This window comes from Acinetobacter sp. WA-87, assembly GCF_039938935.1.
Taxonomy (GTDB): domain Bacteria; phylum Pseudomonadota; class Gammaproteobacteria; order Pseudomonadales; family Moraxellaceae; genus Acinetobacter; species Acinetobacter seifertii.
The window spans coordinates 38,752-60,324 of the sequence record NZ_JBDUVF010000001.1 but is presented as its reverse complement, the minus strand read 5'-3'; the positions used below and the strand labels follow the sequence as shown (position 1 = coordinate 60,324).

Here is a 21,573-nt window from a genome sequence, read left to right as displayed (position 1 = left end):
GTGAAACAAGTTGAGATTCAATGCATCCACTTGGGTTAAACGTGATGAACATAGAGTATTGAGGTTTTTGAGATGGATGAGAATAAAAGCAAAGCATTACAAGCCGCTTTGAGTCAAATTGAAAAACAATTTGGCAAAAATACGGTTATGCGTCTCGGTGATAACACTGTTCAAGCAGTTGAAGCCGTATCTACAGGTTCTTTAACTTTAGACATCGCATTGGGGATTGGTGGTTTACCAAAAGGCCGTATTATCGAAATTTATGGTCCTGAATCTTCTGGTAAAACCACAATGACATTGCAAGCAATCGCCCAATGTCAAAAGTCTGGTGGTACATGTGCATTCATCGATGCCGAGCATGCCCTAGATCCTCAATATGCACGTAAACTTGGTGTAGATATTGACAACCTACTTGTTTCACAACCTGATAATGGTGAACAAGCACTTGAAATCGCCGATATGCTTGTCCGTTCAGGCGCAATTGATTTAATCGTTGTGGACTCGGTAGCTGCCCTTACACCTAAAGCAGAGATCGAAGGTGAGATGGGTGATTCTCACATGGGTCTACAAGCTCGTCTTATGAGCCAAGCGCTTCGTAAAATTACGGGTAACGCTAAACGTTCAAACTGTATGGTTATCTTCATTAACCAAATTCGTATGAAAATTGGTGTTATGTTTGGTAGCCCAGAAACTACAACGGGTGGTAACGCTCTTAAGTTCTATGCGTCAGTTCGTTTAGATATTCGTCGTATCGGTCAAGTAAAAGAAGGCGACGAAATCGTTGGTTCAGAAACTAAAGTTAAAGTCGTTAAAAACAAAATGGCTCCTCCATTTAGAGAAGCTATTTTCCAAATCCTATACGGCAAAGGCACTAACCAACTTGGTGAACTTGTAGATTTGGCAGTTCAACAAGATATCGTTCAAAAAGCTGGTGCATGGTATTCATATCAAGGTAATAAAATTGGCCAAGGTAAGAATAACGTGATTCGTTATTTTGAAGAAAATAAGCAAATCGCTGAAGAGATTGAACGCAATATTCGAGAGCAATTGCTGACCACAGGTACAAATGGCGCAGTACAAGTTGAAGATGACGAAGAAGAGCCAGATCTATTATTAGAATCTTAATTATAGATGAGTCATAAAACGCCCTTCGGGGCGTTTTTTACAAGGAAACCTATATGTTCAAAAGAAACGACGAGCAATCTCAACAGCGTCCCCCACTTACTGGCCAGCGTTTACGATCATATGCTTTTGCTTTACTTACTCGCCGAGACTACTCTAAAGCAGAACTGATTGAGAAATTAGCCCGTTATGCACAAAATATAGAAGAAGTGAAACAACTCGTTGAAGAGTTATCTGAGCAAAACTATCAAAGCGACCAACGTGTTGCAGAGCAAATGCTTGCAAGTCAGATTCGTAAAGGTAAAGGTCCAAAACGCATTCAACAAGCTTTAAAAACCAAACAGATTGAGAACGATTTAATCGCTGATGAAATTCACGAAATTGATTGGGTAGAGCAAGCTTATCAGCTTAAAGTTAAGAAATTTGGAGAAATGGTTGAAAAAGACCCAAAGCTTAAAGCAAAACAAATTAGATTTTTACAATATAGAGGGTTTGATTTAGATGTAATTTTAAAAGTAATCCAAAGAAAATTGGATTAAAAGAAAGGTGGCAGCCCCACTAGCAAAACTTCGGCACATCATAGATCTGCTACCGTTGCTACCTTCCGGTCCTGGCGGGGTTCACAGAGTACAATTGCGAAGCCACCAGCGGGGCTACCATTGCAAAACAAAGTATAGAGATTTTTAAAAGAGATGCAACCCTTCTATACCGTTTTCAGCAAGTTTTTGTTTCGATTGATTAATTCATCAACAATAATCGCTTAAAATTTGAAAATGTAATTTTATGAGCTTAAGTTCCTTTTTCATTTTGCATAAAATATGCTTGAAGATTGTAAACTATCCTTGCATTTAAACTGTTAACTGTTTTAATTGCATTGATCAATGAAAAACCTTAGATATTTAGTGAATTGATTTTTATATTCCGGTGTTCAAGGTAGCTTTTATATAAAATTATGGATTTATACACATGCAAATGAAGAAGCATTCTTTATTATTTATTGCCTTAATGAGTACCACTTCTCTATACGCAAATATTCCTATTGAGTCTCGTGGTTTAAGTCAAAATGATGGTAGTGCATCTAATACTTCTTCAAGCAATATTTCAGTTCCCACCAATTTAAACTGGGAGTTGATGCAAAAAAATCAACAATTAGAGAATGATATCCGCACATTAAGAGGACAATTAGAAGAACAAGCGAATGATATTGAGCAACTAAAGAAAGATCTAGCCAACCGCTATACAGACCTAGATCAACGTTTAGAGCTACTACATCAAAAAGTTGACCCAGACAGTGCGACTCAAGATGATAGCTCAAATACGACTGCCGATAGTAGCGCCACTACAAATACATCAGCACCTTCTTCTCAGCCTACAGATGGCAACAAAGTAGTTGCAACTCCGCCTACTCCAACCACCTCTGGACAACAACCTAGCGCACCAGTAACAAACGCTCAACCAACCACCGCTGCTCAAAACCAGTCAAATCCACTTGAATTAGAAAAAGCCGCTTATACAGTAGCTTTAGATGCCTACAAACAAGGCGGAGCGAAAAAAGCTATTGCCCCAATGCAAAACTTTATTAAAAACCACCCTAATAGTATTTATACAGGTAATGCTTACTTTTGGTTAGCTGAATTTCATTTAGCCACAGATCCTGTGAACTACAATGAAGCGAAGAAAAACTATAATATTGTTGCGAATCAATATCCAAACTCTAGTAAAGCTCCTCGAGCATTGTATCAACTGTATAGTATTGCAAAGGATGTTGATAAGAATACTGCATCAGCAAACCAATATAAGAACAAATTACTTACGCAATATCCTAAATCTGAAGAAGTTAAATTCTTTAAAAAATAATTTAGACATAAAAAAAGACACTGTTAAACAGTGTCTTTTTTTATGTCTTATTAATTAGCGTACAATTCCACGCTCTGATTGCTCAATAGAATCAATTAATAATTGAGCTTCCGGAACAGAAGGCAAAATTTCACTTTTAATTTGTTCAACAGCTTGAACAGAGGTTAGTCCAGACTTAAATATCAATTTATAAGCTTCTCTTAAACCTTGAATTGTATTTTTAGACCAACCTTTTCTTCGCATACCTTCAGTATTTATACCAAAAGCATGAGCAGGATTACCTGAAGCCATCACATAGGCAGGTACATCTTTAAGAATTAATGAAGCACCACCAATCATGCTGTAAGAATCAATTTTACAGAATTGATGTATTCCAGAATTCCCACCCACAATAACGTGATCACCAATATGTACATGCCCAGCGACACCAACATTATTAGCAAAAATATTATGGTCACCTACAATACAGTCATGTGCAATATGCGTGTTTACCATCAATAGATTATGGCTACCTATTTTGGTTAATGCATTATCCTGCACTGTGCCTCTATGTAAGCTGCAATGTTCGCGAATTAAATTATTGTTACCAATTTCAAGCCAAGTTTCTTCACCTTTATATTTGAGGTCTTGGCAAACTTCACCAACACTTGCAAATTGAAAGATTTCATTATTTTGGCCTATTCTGGTAAAACCACCTACTACCACATGAGAATGTAATTTAGTACCAGCACCAATAGTCACTTGAGGACCAATAACACAATAAGGTCCTATTTGAACATCTGCAGCAATTACTGCAGATGGATCAATAATGGCGGTAGAATGGATTAAATCGTGATTGCTCATGCCTGCTCTGTTTTTTGGTGTGAAATCATAATCTCAGCGGTTGCTGCTACAATGCCATCAACGCTAGCTGTACAATTATATTTGTAAATGCCGCGCTTCTGCATTACCAACTCAGATTTTAATACAAGTTGGTCACCTGCAACTACTTGTTTTTTAAATCTAACTCTTTCAGCACCAGCAAACAGGAACAAAGAACCTGGTTTTGGTGTTTCATTGTTCATAATAAAACCAAGAACACCTGAAACTTGAGCAAGTGCTTCAACAATTAGAACACCAGGCATAATTGGATATTCTGGGAAATGTCCTTGTAAGAACTCTTCATTGATAGAAACATTTTTATAACCAACAATACTATTGTCAGTAACTTCAGTCACACGATCAACCAACAAGAATGGATAACGATGCGGCAAATATTGACGAATCGTTTGAATCTGCATTGGTAATTCAGGGATGGCAAATTTAGGGGTAGTTGACTCGGTCATAATATTCTATTTACGCAAATTAAAAGTTGATTCAAGAGACTCTATTTGAGCCTGTATATGATCAAGTCGTTTAGTGATTTGGGTCAATGGCACATCTGCTAATTGTCGCAAGCGTACAACAGTCTTTTTCCAATGACTATTTTCAAATAATCCAATTCCCGATGAATAAGTTCCTGCAACAGAAATATTTTTTGTGACCATTGACATTGCAGTCAAAGTCACATTATCGGTAATTGAAAGGTGACCTGATACTCCACATGCTCCACCTAGAATACAGTTTTTGCCAATCTTTGTACTTCCAGCAATACCGCACTTGGCTGCAATAGCAGTATTTGAACCAATATGAACGTTATGTGCAATTTGCACAAGGTTATCAACAATTACTCCATCTTCCAAAATTGTATTATCAAGTGCACCTCTATCAATACTACAATTTGATCCAATTCGAACATCATTTCCAATTAAGACCGAACCTAGCTGAGCAATACGATGCCACTTACCTTGATATGGCGCAAAGCCAAAGCCCTCACCGCCAATCACAGTACTCGAGTGTACACGCACACGATCTTGTAATTTAGAACTGCCCGTAATGGTGACATGAGAATCGATAAAACAATCTTTTCCAACTTCTACATAATCATCAAGTTTTGTATGTGACTCAATGATCGTATTATCACCTACCACACAATTTTCACCAATAAACACATAGTGACCAATATATGCCGTTTCCGAAATAATAGCAGAAGGATGAATTTGAGCAGTGCTTTCTATCCCCGTTAGGGAAACCTTTTTATCAAACACATGAGTCAAAATTGCAAATGCAAGGTAAGGATTTTCAACAATAATGAAATTATGTTTTTCTGGAAGAAGTTCTTTTAAAGTAGCTGTAACAATGAAGGCACCAGCATTACTCATTTTGGCTTGCTCAAGATATTTCTCACCATTTATAAAAGTAATATGGTTCGAATTAGCTTTTTCTAAACTTGCCAAGTTCGAAAGTTGAAGACTACCTTCACCAATTAGCTCACCTTGAACCAGATGAGCTAATTCATCTAAACGATATTGTTGCACTTTCATTAATTTATTTCATTGAATTAACCTTTTGAATCATTTTATCAGTTAAATCATATTTAGGGTCATAGGCAACAGTTGAATTTTTATTCAAAACAAAGTCAAGATTATTTTCTTTTCGTAACTGTTCAGCAGCTTGCTTAACTCTTGTTTCAAACGTTGTATTCATACTTTGTAAGCTAGCTTGAACTCTAGATTGTAAGCCTTGTTGTGTTGAATTAAATTCATTTAGTTTCGATTGATACTGAGATTGCAATTTCTTAATATCATCTTCTTTCATTTTTTGGCCTTGAGTTTGGGCCTGACGTTGAAGTCCCTCTAACTCTTTACCAAGTTGTTCAAGCTTAGTTGTCGTTGGTTTTACTGACTGGTTTAAGCTTGCATTTTGCTGTTTCAAATAAGTACTACTCTCAACAACTTTAGCTAGATCAATTACACCATAACCAGCTGCATTAGCTGCCACTGAAGCTACCGTTAAACCCAACCCTAACATTAATGCATTTAATTTTTTCATATAAATCACTTTCCTTATTTCGTTGTTCAATGAAGCCGTACTTAGAAAGTACGACCAATTTCAAACTGGATTTCTTTAGTTTCATCACCCGGCTTATCATTTAATGGGAATGCATAACTAAGTGACAGTGGCCCAATCATAGTAATCCAAGTTACACCCACACCCACGCTATAACGTAAGTTACCTAAATCGAAGCCATAATTATCTTCACAATACTTCTTAACGTCTGTAATTGTCTGACCATTAATCCTCATGCCTTTATCGCCATATACAGAGTTATTAATGTTACACTTAGTATCAAAGACCTGACCACCTTCAGCAAACAGTACAGGACGTACTTGACGAGTCCAATCTCCTTTAAATGGCATAGGTAATGCTAACTCAGTACCAAATTGAACTAGAGCATTACCACCCACATTTTCAGGTGAAGGATCATTTTGTTTTGTTTCTTGTAAATTTACACTAGCATATTTAGGCCCCAAAGTACTGTTGTCATAGCCTCGAACAGAACCATAACCGCCCGCGTAGAAGTTTTTATAGAATGGTAAATCATTACCATAACCAAGCTTACCATAACCACGAAGTACAAAGCCTGAATTACCAATCGGTAAGAATGCTTGCGTATCATAAGTAAGTTTTTGGTAGTCAACATCACTTCCTGGTAAGCCTATTTCAAGGCCTAAACGGTGAGACATACCAGATGTTGGGAAAATTGGTCTATTTAACGTGTTATATGACCAACCTAAGTTTAAATTATAAGTAAAGAATTCACCATCAAAAGCACTATTGTAGTCTTCAAATCCACCTTGACATGTATCAGCTATTGATTCATTTGTTTTAGGATCTGTCTCTGTCTTACCACTTGGACACCAAGTCGACTTACCAGTTGCTTTACCACCATTTGCTAATAAATAATCACGTACATAGGTAGAGACGTAAGGACCAGTGGTGACTTTAGTATTATCAACACCAACTGAAGCACTTAAACTTTGATTTTCATCAATAGGATAACCAAAACTTAAACTACCACCCACACTATCAGTTACATAGTTATTAACGTTATAGTTATCATTTAGCTTAGTTTTACGATAATAAACGTTATAACCACGGCTTACTCCATCAATGGTGAAGTATGGGTCAGTGACACTTAAATTATAATAATCTTGAGTTTCTGAACGAGACAAATCAATTGCAACTCGATTACCAGTACCCATGAAGTTGGTTTGACTAAGTCCTGCTTGGAACGTGATACCACCATTTTGCGAATAACCTACCGCCAATGTTGTGGTACCTGAATGTTGTTCTTCAACATTTACATTCAAATCGACTTGATCAGGTGAGTTTGGAATTCGGGCAGGTTTAATATCAACAGTTTTAAAGAAACCTGTACGCTCCAATCGAACTTTAGACAAGTCAATTTTTTCATTACTTGCCAAAGCGCCTTCCATCTGACGCATTTCACGACGTAATACTTCATCAGAAGTTTTACTATTACCAGTGAAATTAATACGACGTACGGTAACTTGCTGACCTGGATTAACATAATAATTTAGATCAACAACACCAGTTTCATTATTAATTTGCGGAACAATATTTACATCAGCAAAGTAATAACCTGCATTACCATACTTGCGCAAAAGTAATTGCTTAACAGCATTTACCTTTTCTTGAGAATAAGTATCGCCATCTTTATAAATTTTTAAGGCTTGTAATTCTTCAGGCTTATACAGTGCATCACCCAAAAATTTAGTTTGGCCAAATTTAAACTGATTACCTTCCTCAACTGCAACTTCAATAAAGATATGTTTTTTATCTTCACTAATATTAAGCTGAGAGTTATTAATATTGAAATTAATATAACCCTTGTTAAGGTACATAGCACGTAATGCTTCAAGGCTTGCGGCCATTTTTTCACGCGCATAGCGGTCATTACGTGTAACGATTGAAGCCCAGCCGCTTTCTTTAAGAGCAAATGCTTGCTTGATTTCACTGTCTTTAAAAACAGTATTACCAATTACATTGATATCAAAAACTTTTGCTGCCGTTCCTTCGTTGAAATTAATTTTTAATTCAACGCGATTATTTGGTCGCGCAACCGTATCAACAGTAACGCTAGCATCATAACGACCTTGTTGAGTGTATTGCTGCTCTAATTCTGTTTGAATGGTTTGCAAAGCAGATTTCTTAAAAACCTCACCCTCTGCAACACCCATTTTTTTAAGGCCTTGTTCTAACGCCTCTTTAGGAATAAGTTTATTACCCTTAAATTCAAGTTTTGAAATAATAGGGCGTTCAATAACATTAAAAACCAAAGTATCGTTATCTTTTGACGCTTTAATATCATCAAAAAGACCCGTGGCATACAATGTTCGAATTGCTTCGGCGATCATCGGTTCATTAACGCGATCGCCACTGTTGATTGGCAACATGGTATAAACATTTGCAGGAGTAAGACGGACTAAACCGTTTACACGAATATCTCTAACAACGAAATCATCAGCTGCATATGCTTGTTGTACCGCTGCCATAGCGCTAACAAGTGCCAAAGGCATTAAAAAATGTGTGTGCCGCATGCCAGTTTTTTCCAGTAAGTTATAAATCCATACACGTTTACAAACGCATAAAATCATTAAATAAAGCTAAAAGCATCATACTACCGAGCAGTACCATACCAATTTTCAGACCAAACATTTGTATTTGTTCAGAAACAGGCTTTCCTCGAATAGCTTCAATGATGTAATACACTAGATGACCACCATCTAACATTGGAATTGGTAATAAATTTAAAATTCCAAGGCTTACACTCATCAATGCCATGAAAGAGATAAAAGTTTGCCATCCCATTTCTGCACTTTGCCCAGCTACTTTTGCAATAGTGATAGGTCCAGAAAGATTTTCCAATCCAATAAGTCCTTTTACCATTTTCACTATTGAGTTCAAAATCATGCTCGAAATCTGGCCAGTTTTATCAAGAGCCATTTCAAAAGCTTGTATTGGAGTATATTGGATTGTTTGCTTATATTCGTCAGGAATTGTAATTTTTCCAGCATCACTTTTTACACCAAGGACACCATTTACTTGTCCCATGTTGTCGCGTTTTCCTTGAGGCATCACTTGCAAATGAACCAACTGTTGATGACGCAACACATCAATATTAAGTAACTTTTCTGGAGAGCGCTGAACAACCTCAACAACATCAAACCAATCTTTCATAGGCTGACCGTCAATCGCAACAATACGATCACCCACTTTCATTCCTTGACGAATTGCAGCACCATCTGCTGTTAAATCTGTTACAACAGCAGGAATTACAGGTCGATAAGGTAAGAAGCCTAATACATCGAGTGCAGATTCATTTTGGTTTTTTAAAAAATCTTTTATCGGTAATACAAAATTTTTATCGGTGCCTGCACGATTTACATCGATATTTACAGTACCGGTTTCACCTACCCGATCAATCAAAGCAAAATTTAACTTTTCCCAAGTTGCTGTTTCTTTGCCATCAACAGCAATAATTTTATCACCTACATGTAACTGAGCAGCTGCAGCTGGCGAGTTTGGTATAATTTTACCGATTTTAGTATTTAATTGTTGTTGCGCTGGCAAAAATAAAACCCAAAAAAGCAATACGGCAAAAATTAAATTAATTAATGGCCCTGCCGCAACAATAGCAATACGTTTCCATGGTTTTTGACGGTTAAAAGCATATGGTAAATCTTGTTCTGCCACATTACCTTCTCGCTCGTCTAACATTTTAACGTAGCCACCTAAAGGTAAAGCAGAAAGCTGATATTTAATACCGGACTTTTTAGAGGTCCATTTGAGTAAAGTTGGACCAAAACCAATTGAATAAACTAAAACTTTAACACCAAGTTTACGTGCAACCCAGTAATGACCAAACTCATGAATTGCAATTAACGGACCAAGTAAAAGAGCCGCTGCTGCAATCATAAAAAGAGCATTCATTTCAGCCTCCAATACTTGATATATATTGTTGAGCTACTGAGCGAGCCATTTTATCTTTGTCTAAAATGCACTCAATGCTCTCAGCGGCTGCATTCTCTAAATCTTGCAAAGTATGCTCTACCACTTGCGGAATATGTGTAAATCCAATCCTTTCCTTTAAGAATGCTTCAACAGCAATTTCATTCGCTGCATTCAAAATGGTAGGTGCCAAACCTCCTGCACGCATTGCTTGTCTTGCAAGATTTAGTGCAGGAAATTTTTGGGTATCTGGAGCTTGAAAATTAAGCTGAGAATACTCAAATAAATCTAAAGCAGGAACACTTGTTTGTAAACGCTCAGGCCATGCTAATGCATGTGCAATTGGCGTACACATATCAGGATTACCCATTTGTGCTAATGTTGAACCATCAACATACTGCACCATAGAGTGAATAATACTTTGTGGGTGAACAACAACTGTAACAAAATGTTCAGATATTGAAAACAAATGACACGCTTCGATTAACTCTAACCCTTTATTCATAAGAGTGGCGGAGTCAACTGAGATTTTTTGGCCCATAGACCAGTTTGGATGTTTACATGCTTGTTGTGGTGTTACATGTTCCAATTGTTCTAGGGAATGATTTAAAAAGGGACCACCAGATGCAGTCAGTAGTATTTTGGATACACCTAATTGCGGTTGCCCAGTTCTCTCAACTTCTAAATAATTATGAGGTAATGACTGGAAAATAGCATTATGTTCTGAGTCCACTGGCAATAATAATGCCTGATGATCAAGAGCAGCTTGCATCATGATTTCACCAGACATCACCAATGCTTCTTTATTTGCAAGCAATACTCGTTTACCAGCTTTAACAGCTGCCAAAGTAGGTAAAAGACCTGCAGCACCTACAATTGCAGCCATTACAATATCAACGTCAGCATGTGATGCAATATCAATCAGACCATCTTGCCCAATTAAAATATCAATGTCTTGTATGTTTTGTTGCGCAAATAATGTTTTTAATTCAGCTATCTTCAGTTCAGGAACAACAACAACTTTAGGGCGAAACTGTTTGCAGATTTCAACAAGTTCAGAAATTCGACTATGTGCCGAAACTGCAAAAACTGAATACTTATCTGGATGCTGACTTAAAATTTTTAAGGTACTTTGTCCAATAGAACCAGTTACACCCAATATGCAAACAGATTGTGTCATCTATAAATCTACACCAATAAGCTTTAATATATACATTCCCGTTGCAAAAATCGGGGCTGCTGCGAGTAAAGAATCAATACGATCCAACACACCACCATGACCAGGCAACACACGCCCAGAGTCTTTAATACCAGCACGACGTTTGATCATTGATTCAAACAAATCACCTAATACTGAACCAAATACTGTAATTAAAGATAAGATCAGGAATAAAAGTTGTTGAACCCAAGTTAGATTTAAATATTGATATTGCACTACAATCATCACAATCACTGTAGTTAAAATACCACCATACAATCCTTCTACCGATTTATTTGGACTTACTGTGGGTGCCAACTTTCTTTTACCAAATTTGCGGCCTACAAAGTAAGCTCCACTATCTGCACCCCATACAAGCAAGAACAAATACATCAACCACCATGGTGAGCTTTGCCATACTACAAAGATTGCAGTCACTGCTGCACAGATAAGAATTAAACCAATAATATAGAGAGTCGCGTTATACCAACCATCAAATTCCGGAAAAGACTTAACCCAATATACACTAACGAGCCAAGTTAAAATTGAAGCAGACCATAGCAACAATGCAATGTCATGAAAGAATAAGGCAACACCAGAAACAAAGGCAACAAGTAGACCATAACCCCATGCTTTAGGCTTTACTACCGCACCAGCTTCATGAGGCATTAACTTATACCATTCATACCCCGCAACAGCTGCCGCCACAATCATAAGTACCAACATTGGATAATGTGATTGCGTAGCAAACATACAGCCCAAAACAACTGCAACAAGTACCAATGCGGTAACAATCCGCTCTAACATTATAATTTCTCGATTTTCTCTTGCTGAATTTGTTCAGATGTTTTACCGAAACGACGTTCACGCCCTGAAAATACATTCAGTGCATGATCGAATTCCTCGACTGTAAATTCCGGCCATAATGTATCCGTAAAATACAGTTCCGCATAAGCTGCTTGCCACAACAAGAAGTTAGATATACGGAAATCTCCACCTGTACGGATCAACAAGTCCACAGCTGGCAGATCGTTTAGACTGACATATTTTCCGAACAAATCAACATTTATTTGATCAGCGTCAATTTCACCACGAGAAACTGCTTGTGCAACCTCTTTAGCTGCATTTGCAATATCCCACATACCACCATAGCTAATCGCAATAGTTAATGTCATGGTGTCATGATGTACTGTTTGTTGCTCTGCATCTTCCATTAAGGCAACTAAATGTAAAGGTAATCGAGAACGATCCCCTATAAAACGCAAAGCAATATTGAATTTTTTCATGCGAGGTATTTGCTCATGAATTGTTTCTTCAAGAAGCTTCATAAGCAGATCGACTTCATATTGTGGTCGATTCCAATTTTCACTCGAAAATGCAAAAACAGTTAAAGCACGGACGCTAGTTTTTATACAATGCTCAACAATAGGATCAAGAATATTTTTACCTTCTCGATGCCCATCGCCTTTTTGCATTTGATTTTTCTTGGCAAAGCGGTTGTTGCCATCCATGATGATGGCAACATGCTGAGGAAGATGATACTCTTCTGATTCGGTCATAAAATTAGACCTTCATCAATTCTGCTTCTTTCGCTGCAAGACGTTTATCTACTTCTGCAACATATTTATCAGTGATTTTCTGAATATCATCACCTGCACGACGCTCATCATCTTCAGAGATTTCTTTCTCTTTCAACAGTGCCTTGATATCACCTAAAACATCTCGACGAATGTTACGAATAGCAACTTTTGCATTTTCAGCTTCACTTCTTGCAACTTTTTGCATATCACGACGTGTTTCTTCAGTTAAAGCTGGTAAAGGCACACGAATTGAATCAGCAGTAATAGGGTTTAAACCTAAATCACTTTCACGAATTGCCTTATCAATTGCAGAAACCATTGTACGTTCAAATGGTTGAACGATAAGCGTACGAGAATCTTCAACACCAACGTTCGCTACTTGGTTTAAAGGCACATCAGAACCATAGTAAGGAACCATTACCCCATTTAAAATTGATGGGTGTGCACGGCCGGTACGAACTTTATTAAACCCTTGTTCCAAAGACTCAAGAGTTTTCATCATACGCTGTTCGCTGTCTTTTTTCAGATCGTTAATCATATGATCTTCCTTACTTATTTATTCAAGGATGTATATAACAAATTTAATTTAGCGCTAGTATAAAGAGCTTTGCAGCACACGTACATTATTTAGTAACGCGCGTACCCTCTTTTTCACCCATCACAACTGATAAAAGCGCACCAGATTTATTCATATCAAATACTTGCAATGGAACATTATGGTCACGGCATAGACAAATTGCTGTTAAATCCATAACGCCTAGCTTCTCATCTAACACTTGATCAAATGTTAAATGATCATATTTGACTGCATCTTCGTATTTGCTAGGGTCTTTATTATAAACACCGTCTACTTTGGTTGCTTTCAAAATTAAATTTGCTTCAATTTCAATACCACGTAGACAAGCTGCTGTATCAGTTGTAAAGAATGGATTACCTGTTCCCGCAACGAAAACACAAACTTCGCCCTGGCTTAAATGACGGATTGCATCACGACTTGAATATGACTCTACAACAGTACCAATTGGTAATGCAGACATAAGACGAGTTCTAATGTTTCGACGCACTAATGCATCACGCATTGCCAAACCATTCATGACAGTTGCAAGCATACCCATCTGGTCACCTGTTACACGGCCAACCAAGCCATCTTTTTGTAACTGGCTACCACGATATAAGTTACCCCCACCAACAACGATACCTACTTGCACACCCAAGCCCACCAAATGTGCAATAGAAAGTGACATCTGATCTAAAACTTGAGCATCAATACCCATATCTTTATTACCTGATAATGCCTCACCAGATAATTTTAATAAAATTCGTGAATAACGGGGGCTTATTGTTTCCGCCATGATTTTGCTCCAAGACCTCTTAAACTGAATGCTTTTTGAATCGTGATTCGATTAGACCGATTTAATTTTAATTAACTTTGCAAATAAGTCGTATTCATCCGCATCGGTAATTTCGACTTCCAACATATCACCTGGTTGAATCGTGCTCTTATCGATATCTTCTACGAAGACATTACCGTCAATTTCCGGAGCATCGGCATAAGAACGTGCAACAGCAACAGGATATTCATCTTCCAAACCATCGACTAATACAGTCATCGTTTGACCGATACGTTTTTGTAATTTGGCAGCAGATATTTGCTGCTGCACTTGCATAAAGCGCTCGTAACGCTCTTGCTTAATTTCTTCTGGCACATGATCTGGTAAATCATTGGCCGTAGCGCCTTCTACTGGTGAGTAGGTAAAGCAGCCTACACGATCAAGTTGAGCTTCAACTAACCAATCTAGCAAAATCTGGAAATCTTCTTCAGTTTCGCCTGGAAAACCAACCACAAAAGTAGAACGGATCACAAGATCCGGGCATTTTTCACGCCACAATTTAATTTTTTCTAGAGTATTTTCACTATGCGCTGGACGCTTCATTAATTTAAGAACGCGTGGGCTCGCATGTTGGAATGGAATATCCAGATAGGGCAGGATTTTACCCTGAGCCATCAAATCAATCACTGCATCAACATGTGGATATGGATATACATAATGTAGACGCACCCAAATTCCAAGCTGACCAAGTGCTTCACACATGTCAAAGAATTTAGTTTTTACTGGCTGTCCGTTCCAAAAATCCAACTTATATTTAGTATCTACACCATAAGCTGAAGTATCTTGTGAAATAACCAATATTTCTTTCACACCTGCGCGTTTTAACGCAGCTGCTTCTTCTAACACGCTACCAACTGGACGTGATACTAAATCACCACGCATGCTCGGGATAATACAGAAGGTACAACGGTGGTTACAGCCTTCAGATATTTTTAAATAAGCATAATGCTTAGGCGTTAAACGGATACCTTGTTCAGGAACAAGATCAATAAAAGGATTATGTTTTGGCGGTGCTGGTACATATTCATGTACAGCTTCCATCACATCTTGATAAGCTGCCGCACCAGTAACCTTTAAAACGTTCGGATGCATTTGACGAATTTTATCTTCGTCTTTACCTAAGCATCCTGTAACGATTACTCGACCATTTTCACTCATGGCCTCGCCAATTGCATCTAGCGACTCTTGTACCGCAGATTCAATAAAACCACAGGTATTAACAACTACTAAATCAGCACCATCATAATCTGATGCAACTTGATAACCTTCAGTCTTTAACTGAGTTAAAATTCGTTCAGAATCTACCAATGCCTTAGGACAACCTAAAGAAACAAAACCGACTTTGGGGGTCTTCATGAATCTGCGCTCCACTTGAATGCGCGTATTGTATGTCTTTTCTCGTCTCACGCATAGGTGGAAACCCCACTCTTTGTGTAATGCACCAAAATACAACCAATATTTGCACCAAAACCCAATATTGCACCAAGTTGGAACATGTTATTATTAGCAAGCAGGCTGCTATTTTTGACCAAAAGATATTAAGAACGATTTTAGCGCGCTTTAATTACGCTTGAAACCTCAAAATAATCCATAAACAAAGTTGGCGTACATTTTGCATCATTCATGTTCTATAACGGTGAATACCGATAACCAATGAAGATGCCATTGCGCCATTTTAAGACAGGAACGATTCGCTAATGGATCAACACGTACCTATCGACTATCGCCTTTTGGTAGACAATTTAACTACTGCGATTTTATTAATCGATAGTAATTTTAATATTTTTTATTTGAATTCAGCTTGCGAAGCACTTTTCGACATTAGTTTGCTACGTGCTTCTGGGCAGCCGGTTTTAAATTTACTTCATGCGCCCGATGATACCTTTAATACACATGAAGCTTTACTCAATACTTTAAAAACAGGACAACCTTATACACGTCGTGAAGCTGTGATTAATGTCAACTTTAAAGACTTACATGTTGATTATACGGTTTCACAATTAAATGCAGGTAAAAGTTATCATCCACTTTTACTTATTGAGTTAAATCCAATTGACCGTATGTTGAAAATTTCTAAAGAAGAAAACTTAATTCAACAACATCAAGTGGCTAGACAGTTGGTTCGAGGCGTTGCTCACGAAATTAAAAATCCACTGGCTGGGATACGAGGGGCCACTCAATTACTTGCTCGGAGCTTGAATGACGAGAGTTATGCGGAATTTACAGATGTTATTATTAATGAAGTAGATCGTCTTACTAACTTAGCTGACACTATGTTAGGTTCAAGACAACTGCCGAGTTATGAGAACGTAAATGTTCATGAACCTTTGGAACGAGTTCGGTCTTTAATTGCAAACCAAACCAAGAAAAAAATTAAAATTACGCGTGATTATGATTTGTCTTTGCCAGATGTGAATGCTGACCGAGACCAATTAATTCAAGTTATGCTCAATATTAGCGTTAATGCCATTCAAGCGATTACAGAAAATAAGTCATTTTTTATAGATCAAGAACCCGAATTAATTTTACGTACCCGAATTCAACGTCTAGTCACTATTAATGGTGTGCTCAACCGCTCTGCTGTACGAGTTGATATTGAAGACAATGGACCGGGTATTCCAGAAAGCATTTTAGAATCTGTGTTTTACCCGTTGGTTACAGGGCGAGCAAAAGGTACAGGGCTTGGCCTGAGTATTGCACAGAACATTATGCATCAACATAACGGAATGATTGAATGCCAATCAGTTCCTGGAAAAACAATGTTTAGCTTATATTTACCTTGGGAGTCAGACCGTGTCGCGAAATAAAATATGGGTTATTGATGACGATCGCGCCATGCGATGGGTACTTGAAAAGACCTTTAAAGAAGAAGGATTTGACGTCACCAATTTTGAAGAAGCTCAAACAGCACTCGAACGTTTACATCATGATGCGCCCGATGTCATCTTAACTGACATCCGTATGCCTGGTATCGATGGGTTGACTTTTTTATCCAAAGTAAAAAACACACACCCCGACTTACCCGTCATTATTATGACAGCTCATTCAGACTTAGAGTCAGCTGTATCAAGCTATCAAACTGGTGCGTTTGAATATTTACCAAAGCCATTTGATATTGATGAAGCTTTAGCTTTAGTCAATCGTGCGATTTTGCATATCAATAAATTGCAGCAGCAAGAAGCTACAAAAACTGCTTCTCCGCTACAATCGACAGAAATTATTGGTGAATCTCCTGCCATGCAAGAGGTTTTCCGAGCAATTGGGCGGTTATCGCAATCACACATTACCGTTTTAATTAATGGCGAGTCAGGAACTGGTAAAGAGCTTGTTGCACATGCTTTACACAAGCATTCACCGCGCCGTGCCAAACCATTTATTGCGCTAAACATGGCAGCAATTCCGAAAGACTTAATCGAAACGGAATTATTTGGTCATGAAAAAGGTGCTTTTACGGGCGCAAACACTCAACATCAAGGTCGTTTTGAACAAGCCAATGGCGGAACATTATTCCTTGATGAAATTGGTGATATGCCTTTTGAAACACAGACTCGTTTACTTCGCGTACTTGCAGATGGTGAGTTTTATCGAGTGGGTGGGCATATCCCGGTTAAAGTGGATGTTCGAATTGTCGCTGCGACACACCAAGATTTAGAAAAATTGGTGAATGAAGGTCGATTCCGTGAAGACTTATATCACCGTTTAAATGTAATTCGTATTCATATTCCTAAGCTTGCGCATCGTAGCGAAGATATACCAATGCTTGCTCAACACTTCTTGGCCCGTGCAGGCAAAGAGTTAGGTGTAAGTCCAAAGATTTTACGTACTGAAACAACAGACTATATGCAACAACTGCCATGGCCAGGTAACGTGCGTCAGCTTGAAAATACCTGTCGTTGGTTAACTGTCATGATTACTGGTCGTGAAGTTTATCCAGAAGATTTACCTTCTGAACTAAAACAAGTACCACTTCAAAAAACTAGTGAAACTAGTCAGCCAGCCCCGTCTTTTGAACGTATTTCTTTACATCATTGGGATGAATTGCTAAACCAATGGGCAATTCAAAAGCTCAAAAATGGCGAAATGAAGATTTTGGATATTGCAACACCGATGTTTGAACGCACATTAATTAATGCTGCCCTACAACAAACTCGTGGACGCAAACGTCATGCAGCTGAACTATTAGGTTGGGGACGGAACACCCTAACCCGAAAGTTAAAGGAACTAGGAATGGATTCTGCTGATGACGATGATGAGGACGAACACAAAGCGACTTTGTCTGAAGCTTAATTGTAAAATACATAATAAGAGCGGCTAATTGATTTTAGCCGCTTTTTCTTTATATCTATTGATAAGGAAATTAATCGTTAAATTAAAACGTGAACATATAGTTACATCACTAAAAAACTCCAAAAGATCGTGTAAGCTTTTATATTTTAAAATATTTATTCAGTTTCATACTTATATGATTGTTTAGCAGACAATCTAAGAATATAGCAATGTCCATCGGTAAAGATAGTTTTGATATACTAGCTAAGCAGTATTAATCGTTGTTATTAAATTTTATGCATGATCCAGTCCTTGAGTCACATCATCCTATATGTGACAAACCTCAGACGCGCCGCGGTATCGAACGTCGTTTAGCTTTATTGCTAAGCGCAACCGAGCTGTTTTTGGAAAAAGGATATGATGCCGTATCTCTTGACGATATCGTAAATCATGCAGGTGGTTCAAAGGCCTCTATTTATAAATATTTTGGAAACAAAGAAGGACTTTTTACCGCGATTTGTGACTATAAGCGTGAAATGTTTTTTAAAGATGTGTGTATTCCATTTAATCCTGAAAAAAGTACTTTAAAAGAATATCTGATTCAAACGCTCGAACGTGTTTACGTTCATATCATTCAACCGGAACATATCGCGTTTTTACGACTTATTATCGAACAGACAGAATGTAATACGGTCCTCATACAATACCTTTATGACAAATGGGTACACAACTTACAGAATACACTTACTCAAGCATTAGAGTTTGCACATAATGCAGGAGAAATCACATGTCCTTCTCCTTATCATTCTTCACTCATGTACTTTGGGATTTTACGCGATATTGAGTGGCGTATGATTATGGGTATGCCCGCTCTACCCAATGAGAAAGAAGCATTTGATTATATTGAATATTGTGTAGACATTTTCTTAAAAGGCCACCATAAAGTCTAATTCTTTTGCATTTTGAAATGCTTATAGTATAGTAGACTTCTTTTTCTCCACATCCACCCAGCCAACAACAGATAATTGTTGTATTTCAAAGACAATTATTATGGAGTAGCTACATGGCTCTAAGACATTTCCTGACTTTACGTGATCTATCCACATTAGAACTTAACCGCATCTTAGAACGCGCAAGTGAACTAAAAAAAATGCAACAAGGCAATAAGGTTTACCAGCCTTTTGTTGGTAAAGTATTGGGAATGATTTTTGAAAAATCGAGCACACGCACTCGTATTTCTTTTGAGGCTGGTATTAACCAATTTGGTGGCAGTGCCATCTTTTTATCACCTCGCGACACACAACTAGGTCGTGGTGAGCCTATTGAAGACTCAGCACGTGTTATATCAAGCATGCTTGATATTGTGATGATTCGTACTTTTGGTCATGACATTGTTGAACGCTTTGCATCTTACTCAAAAGTTCCTGTGATTAACGGCCTAACCGATGACCACCACCCTTGTCAGTTACTTGCAGATTTACAAACTTATATTGAGCATCGCGGTAGTATTGAAGGTAAAACCGTAGCTTGGATTGGTGATGGCAATAATATGTGTAATTCATATATTGAAGCTGCACATTTAATGGGTTTTAAATTAAAAATTGCTTCGCCAAAGGGTTTTGAACCTAAACCTGAATTTTTAGCAGAGTTTGGACATTGTGTTGAGCTTTTTGACAATGCTGAAGATGCCGCTGTAAATGCTGACCTTATCGTTACAGACGTATGGGCAAGCATGGGGCAAGAAGAAGAGCAAAAATTACGTAAGAATGCTTTTTCAGCGTTTCAAGTCAATGAAAAACTGATGAGTCTTGCACATCCAGATTGTTTATTTATGCATTGTTTACCAGCACATCGTGGTGAAGAAATTTCAGAAACCATGCTTGATCATAAAAATTCAGTCGTATGGGATGAAGCAGAAAACCGCCTACATGCTCAGAAAGCTTTAATGGAATTTTTATTGAATGAAAATTTGAAAAAAACTTAATCTCGATAGAAAAACAGCATCTTTAAGGTGCTGTTTTTTTTATTTCCATAAAACTCTTATTTTTCTTATTTATTTTTTAAAATTTTTCACGATGTTGCTGAATATATAAACAGTCTATATTTCAACTACACTCCAGAATCGTGTATAACATTCTACACAATAAGCCAAGCCTACTCTTGTAGAGTGCGATTATGACAACCCTTGAAGAATCACTATCTCAAATCCCTGCATTTTCAATTATTCACGAACACTTATTTAGTTCAGCACAACCTTCCGTTGAACAGCTCAAACTCATTAAAGAGTATGGCTGTAGTACTGTTATCAATTTAGCTTTGACAAATTCATCGAATTGTATTGAAAATGAAGATCAGGTTTGTCTTGAGCATGGTTTAAATTACATTCATATTCCAATTGACTGGGAAACACCTTCTTCTGACCAATGCTTATTGGTTTTAGATTTAATTGATCATTTGGTTCAAAATGAAATCGTTTGGTTACATTGTGCCAAAAACAAACGTGTAAGTTGTCTCATGTACGTATACAGACAATTTTATATGAATATGGACATGCCAACTTCTCAAGATTTACTGCACGAAATTTGGGAACCAAATGAAACTTGGACAGGACTAATCCATAGCATTACCTTACAGCTACAAGGCCGTAAGGCTACCTTAGAACTTCAACAGTCTTTGCAACAAACTGATGATTTAGTTTAATTAGAGATTAATACCGTCGCTGTTGCTAAAATTCCTTCTTGGCGACCCGTAAACCCAAGTTTTTCGGTGGTGGTCGCTTTGATACTAATTTGATTTAAATCCACATTCAAAACATCTGCAATGCTTTGGCGCATCTCTAAATTATGTTTCGCTAATTTAGGACGTTCGCAAGCTACAGTAATATCAGCATTATTCAAACGATAACCACGGTCTAATATTAATTGATAAACGTGTTTTAGCAGTACACGGCTATCCGCTCCTTTAAACTCTGGATCGGTATCTGGAAAATGCTGACCAATATCACCAAGCGCCAGTGCACCGAGTAAAGCATCACATAGCGCATGTAACACAACATCGCCATCAGAATGTGCTTTCAAGCCATGCGTATGTGGAATCTGAACGCCAGCCAAAGTTACGAAGTTACCCTCTTCAAAGGCATGTACATCCATTCCTTGTCCAATACGAATTTGAGCAACCATATCAACTCTTCCCTTTTATAAAAACTTAAGAAATCTTGTATTCAGCTGTTGTGTTTCGCTATAGTACACTTAGCAAAGTAGACTGA

General features: G+C 37.7%; 21 protein-coding genes and 1 other RNA gene. 8 read left to right on the top strand and 14 right to left on the bottom strand.

The genetic code is table 11. The features are described 5' to 3' along the window. Nucleotides 1–72: 72 nt before the first annotated feature. A complete protein-coding gene (gene recA, locus ABFY81_RS00300; protein ID WP_004701217.1) occupies nt 73–1,125 on the top strand; it encodes a recombinase RecA in 1,053 nt (350 codons plus the stop codon). A 53-nt stretch (nt 1,126–1,178) separates the two neighbouring features. After that, entirely contained in the window at nt 1,179–1,661 is a 483-nt protein-coding gene (locus tag ABFY81_RS00295) for a regulatory protein RecX (protein WP_347912745.1), read from the top strand. Nucleotides 1,662–1,675: 14 nt separating this feature from the next. Here the strand turns inward: ABFY81_RS00295 and ffs are convergent. Beyond that, nucleotides 1,676–1,772: signal recognition particle sRNA small type (ffs, locus tag ABFY81_RS00290), an RNA gene on the bottom strand. A gap of 316 nt (nt 1,773–2,088) precedes the next feature. On the opposite strand from ffs, the gene ABFY81_RS00285 reads away from it, so the two are divergent. Then, nucleotides 2,089–2,979: a YbgF trimerization domain-containing protein gene (locus ABFY81_RS00285; RefSeq protein ID WP_284119102.1), complete on the top strand. Its 891-nt coding sequence runs from the start codon at nt 2,089–2,091 to the stop codon at nt 2,977–2,979. 54 nt (nt 2,980–3,033) lie between these two features. Here the strand turns inward: ABFY81_RS00285 and lpxA are convergent, their stop codons facing one another. The 12 genes from lpxA to rimO form a co-directional block, all read right to left on the bottom strand. Continuing rightward, nucleotides 3,034–3,822 (bottom strand): acyl-ACP--UDP-N-acetylglucosamine O-acyltransferase, encoded by a 789-nt coding sequence (gene lpxA, locus ABFY81_RS00280; protein WP_004701211.1) that lies wholly within the window; start codon nt 3,820–3,822, stop codon nt 3,034–3,036. Beyond that, nucleotides 3,819–4,304, bottom strand: a complete 486-nt coding sequence (gene fabZ / locus ABFY81_RS00275) for a 3-hydroxyacyl-ACP dehydratase FabZ (protein WP_000140523.1) — start codon at nt 4,302–4,304, stop codon at nt 3,819–3,821. The genes lpxA and fabZ overlap by 4 nt, the downstream gene beginning before the upstream one ends. A 6-nt stretch (nt 4,305–4,310) precedes the next feature. Beyond that, nucleotides 4,311–5,381, bottom strand: coding sequence for a UDP-3-O-(3-hydroxymyristoyl)glucosamine N-acyltransferase (lpxD, locus tag ABFY81_RS00270; protein ID WP_347912744.1), 1,071 nt, complete (start codon nt 5,379–5,381; stop codon nt 4,311–4,313). Nucleotides 5,382–5,385: 4 nt separating this feature from the next. Next, nucleotides 5,386–5,889, bottom strand: a complete 504-nt coding sequence (locus ABFY81_RS00265) for an OmpH family outer membrane protein (RefSeq protein WP_347912743.1) — start codon at nt 5,887–5,889, stop codon at nt 5,386–5,388. Between the two features lie 41 nt (nt 5,890–5,930). After that, nucleotides 5,931–8,519, bottom strand: coding sequence for an outer membrane protein assembly factor BamA (gene bamA / locus ABFY81_RS00260; RefSeq protein WP_019458738.1), 2,589 nt, complete (start codon nt 8,517–8,519; stop codon nt 5,931–5,933). Next, nucleotides 8,500–9,855, bottom strand: a complete 1,356-nt coding sequence (gene rseP / locus ABFY81_RS00255; RefSeq protein WP_347912742.1) for an RIP metalloprotease RseP — start codon at nt 9,853–9,855, stop codon at nt 8,500–8,502. The genes bamA and rseP overlap by 20 nt, the downstream gene beginning before the upstream one ends. Nucleotide 9,856: 1 nt before the next feature. Beyond that, nucleotides 9,857–11,053, bottom strand: a complete 1,197-nt coding sequence (gene ispC / locus ABFY81_RS00250) for a 1-deoxy-D-xylulose-5-phosphate reductoisomerase (RefSeq protein WP_019458736.1) — start codon at nt 11,051–11,053, stop codon at nt 9,857–9,859. Continuing rightward, complete coding sequence (locus tag ABFY81_RS00245) at nt 11,054–11,878, bottom strand: phosphatidate cytidylyltransferase (RefSeq protein WP_019458735.1); 825 nt, start codon at nt 11,876–11,878, stop codon at nt 11,054–11,056. After that, the gene (uppS, locus tag ABFY81_RS00240) at nt 11,878–12,630 is read right to left on the bottom strand and encodes a polyprenyl diphosphate synthase (RefSeq protein ID WP_134263017.1); all 753 of its coding nucleotides are present in this window, start codon (nt 12,628–12,630) and stop codon (nt 11,878–11,880) included. Before uppS ends, ABFY81_RS00245 begins: the two co-directional genes overlap by 1 nt. Nucleotides 12,631–12,634: 4 nt before the next feature. After that, nucleotides 12,635–13,189, bottom strand: coding sequence for a ribosome recycling factor (gene frr, locus ABFY81_RS00235; RefSeq protein WP_004701195.1), 555 nt, complete (start codon nt 13,187–13,189; stop codon nt 12,635–12,637). 85 nt (nt 13,190–13,274) lie between these two features. Continuing rightward, a complete protein-coding gene (pyrH, locus tag ABFY81_RS00230) occupies nt 13,275–14,003 on the bottom strand; it encodes a UMP kinase (RefSeq protein WP_000852257.1) in 729 nt (242 codons plus the stop codon). A gap of 51 nt (nt 14,004–14,054) precedes the next feature. After that, nucleotides 14,055–15,398 (bottom strand): 30S ribosomal protein S12 methylthiotransferase RimO, encoded by a 1,344-nt coding sequence (gene rimO, locus ABFY81_RS00225; protein ID WP_004701193.1) that lies wholly within the window; start codon nt 15,396–15,398, stop codon nt 14,055–14,057. A gap of 341 nt (nt 15,399–15,739) precedes the next feature. Between rimO and glnL the strand changes: the two genes are divergently transcribed. The 5 genes from glnL (at nt 15,740) to ABFY81_RS00200 (ending at nt 21,008) form a co-directional block, all read left to right on the top strand. Beyond that, entirely contained in the window at nt 15,740–16,849 is a 1,110-nt protein-coding gene (glnL, locus tag ABFY81_RS00220; protein ID WP_347912741.1) for a nitrogen regulation protein NR(II), read from the top strand. Further along, complete coding sequence (glnG, locus tag ABFY81_RS00215; protein ID WP_004701189.1) at nt 16,836–18,329, top strand: nitrogen regulation protein NR(I); 1,494 nt, start codon at nt 16,836–16,838, stop codon at nt 18,327–18,329. Before glnL ends, glnG begins: the two co-directional genes overlap by 14 nt. A 275-nt stretch (nt 18,330–18,604) precedes the next feature. Next, nucleotides 18,605–19,258 carry a TetR/AcrR family transcriptional regulator gene (locus ABFY81_RS00210; RefSeq protein ID WP_004701188.1) on the top strand — a complete coding sequence of 218 codons (654 nt, stop codon included), beginning with the start codon at nt 18,605–18,607 and terminating at the stop codon, nt 19,256–19,258. Between the two features lie 113 nt (nt 19,259–19,371). Further along, complete coding sequence (gene argF, locus ABFY81_RS00205) at nt 19,372–20,292, top strand: ornithine carbamoyltransferase (RefSeq protein ID WP_347912740.1); 921 nt, start codon at nt 19,372–19,374, stop codon at nt 20,290–20,292. Nucleotides 20,293–20,483: 191 nt separating this feature from the next. Then, nucleotides 20,484–21,008 (top strand): protein tyrosine phosphatase family protein, encoded by a 525-nt coding sequence (locus ABFY81_RS00200; protein ID WP_004701184.1) that lies wholly within the window; start codon nt 20,484–20,486, stop codon nt 21,006–21,008. Here the strand turns inward: ABFY81_RS00200 and ispF are convergent. Next, on the bottom strand, nt 21,005–21,487 hold the full coding sequence (gene ispF, locus ABFY81_RS00195; protein ID WP_004701182.1) for a 2-C-methyl-D-erythritol 2,4-cyclodiphosphate synthase: 483 nt from the start codon (nt 21,485–21,487) through the stop codon (nt 21,005–21,007). The genes ABFY81_RS00200 and ispF overlap by 4 nt on opposite strands. Between the last annotated feature and the right edge of the window lie 86 nt (nt 21,488–21,573).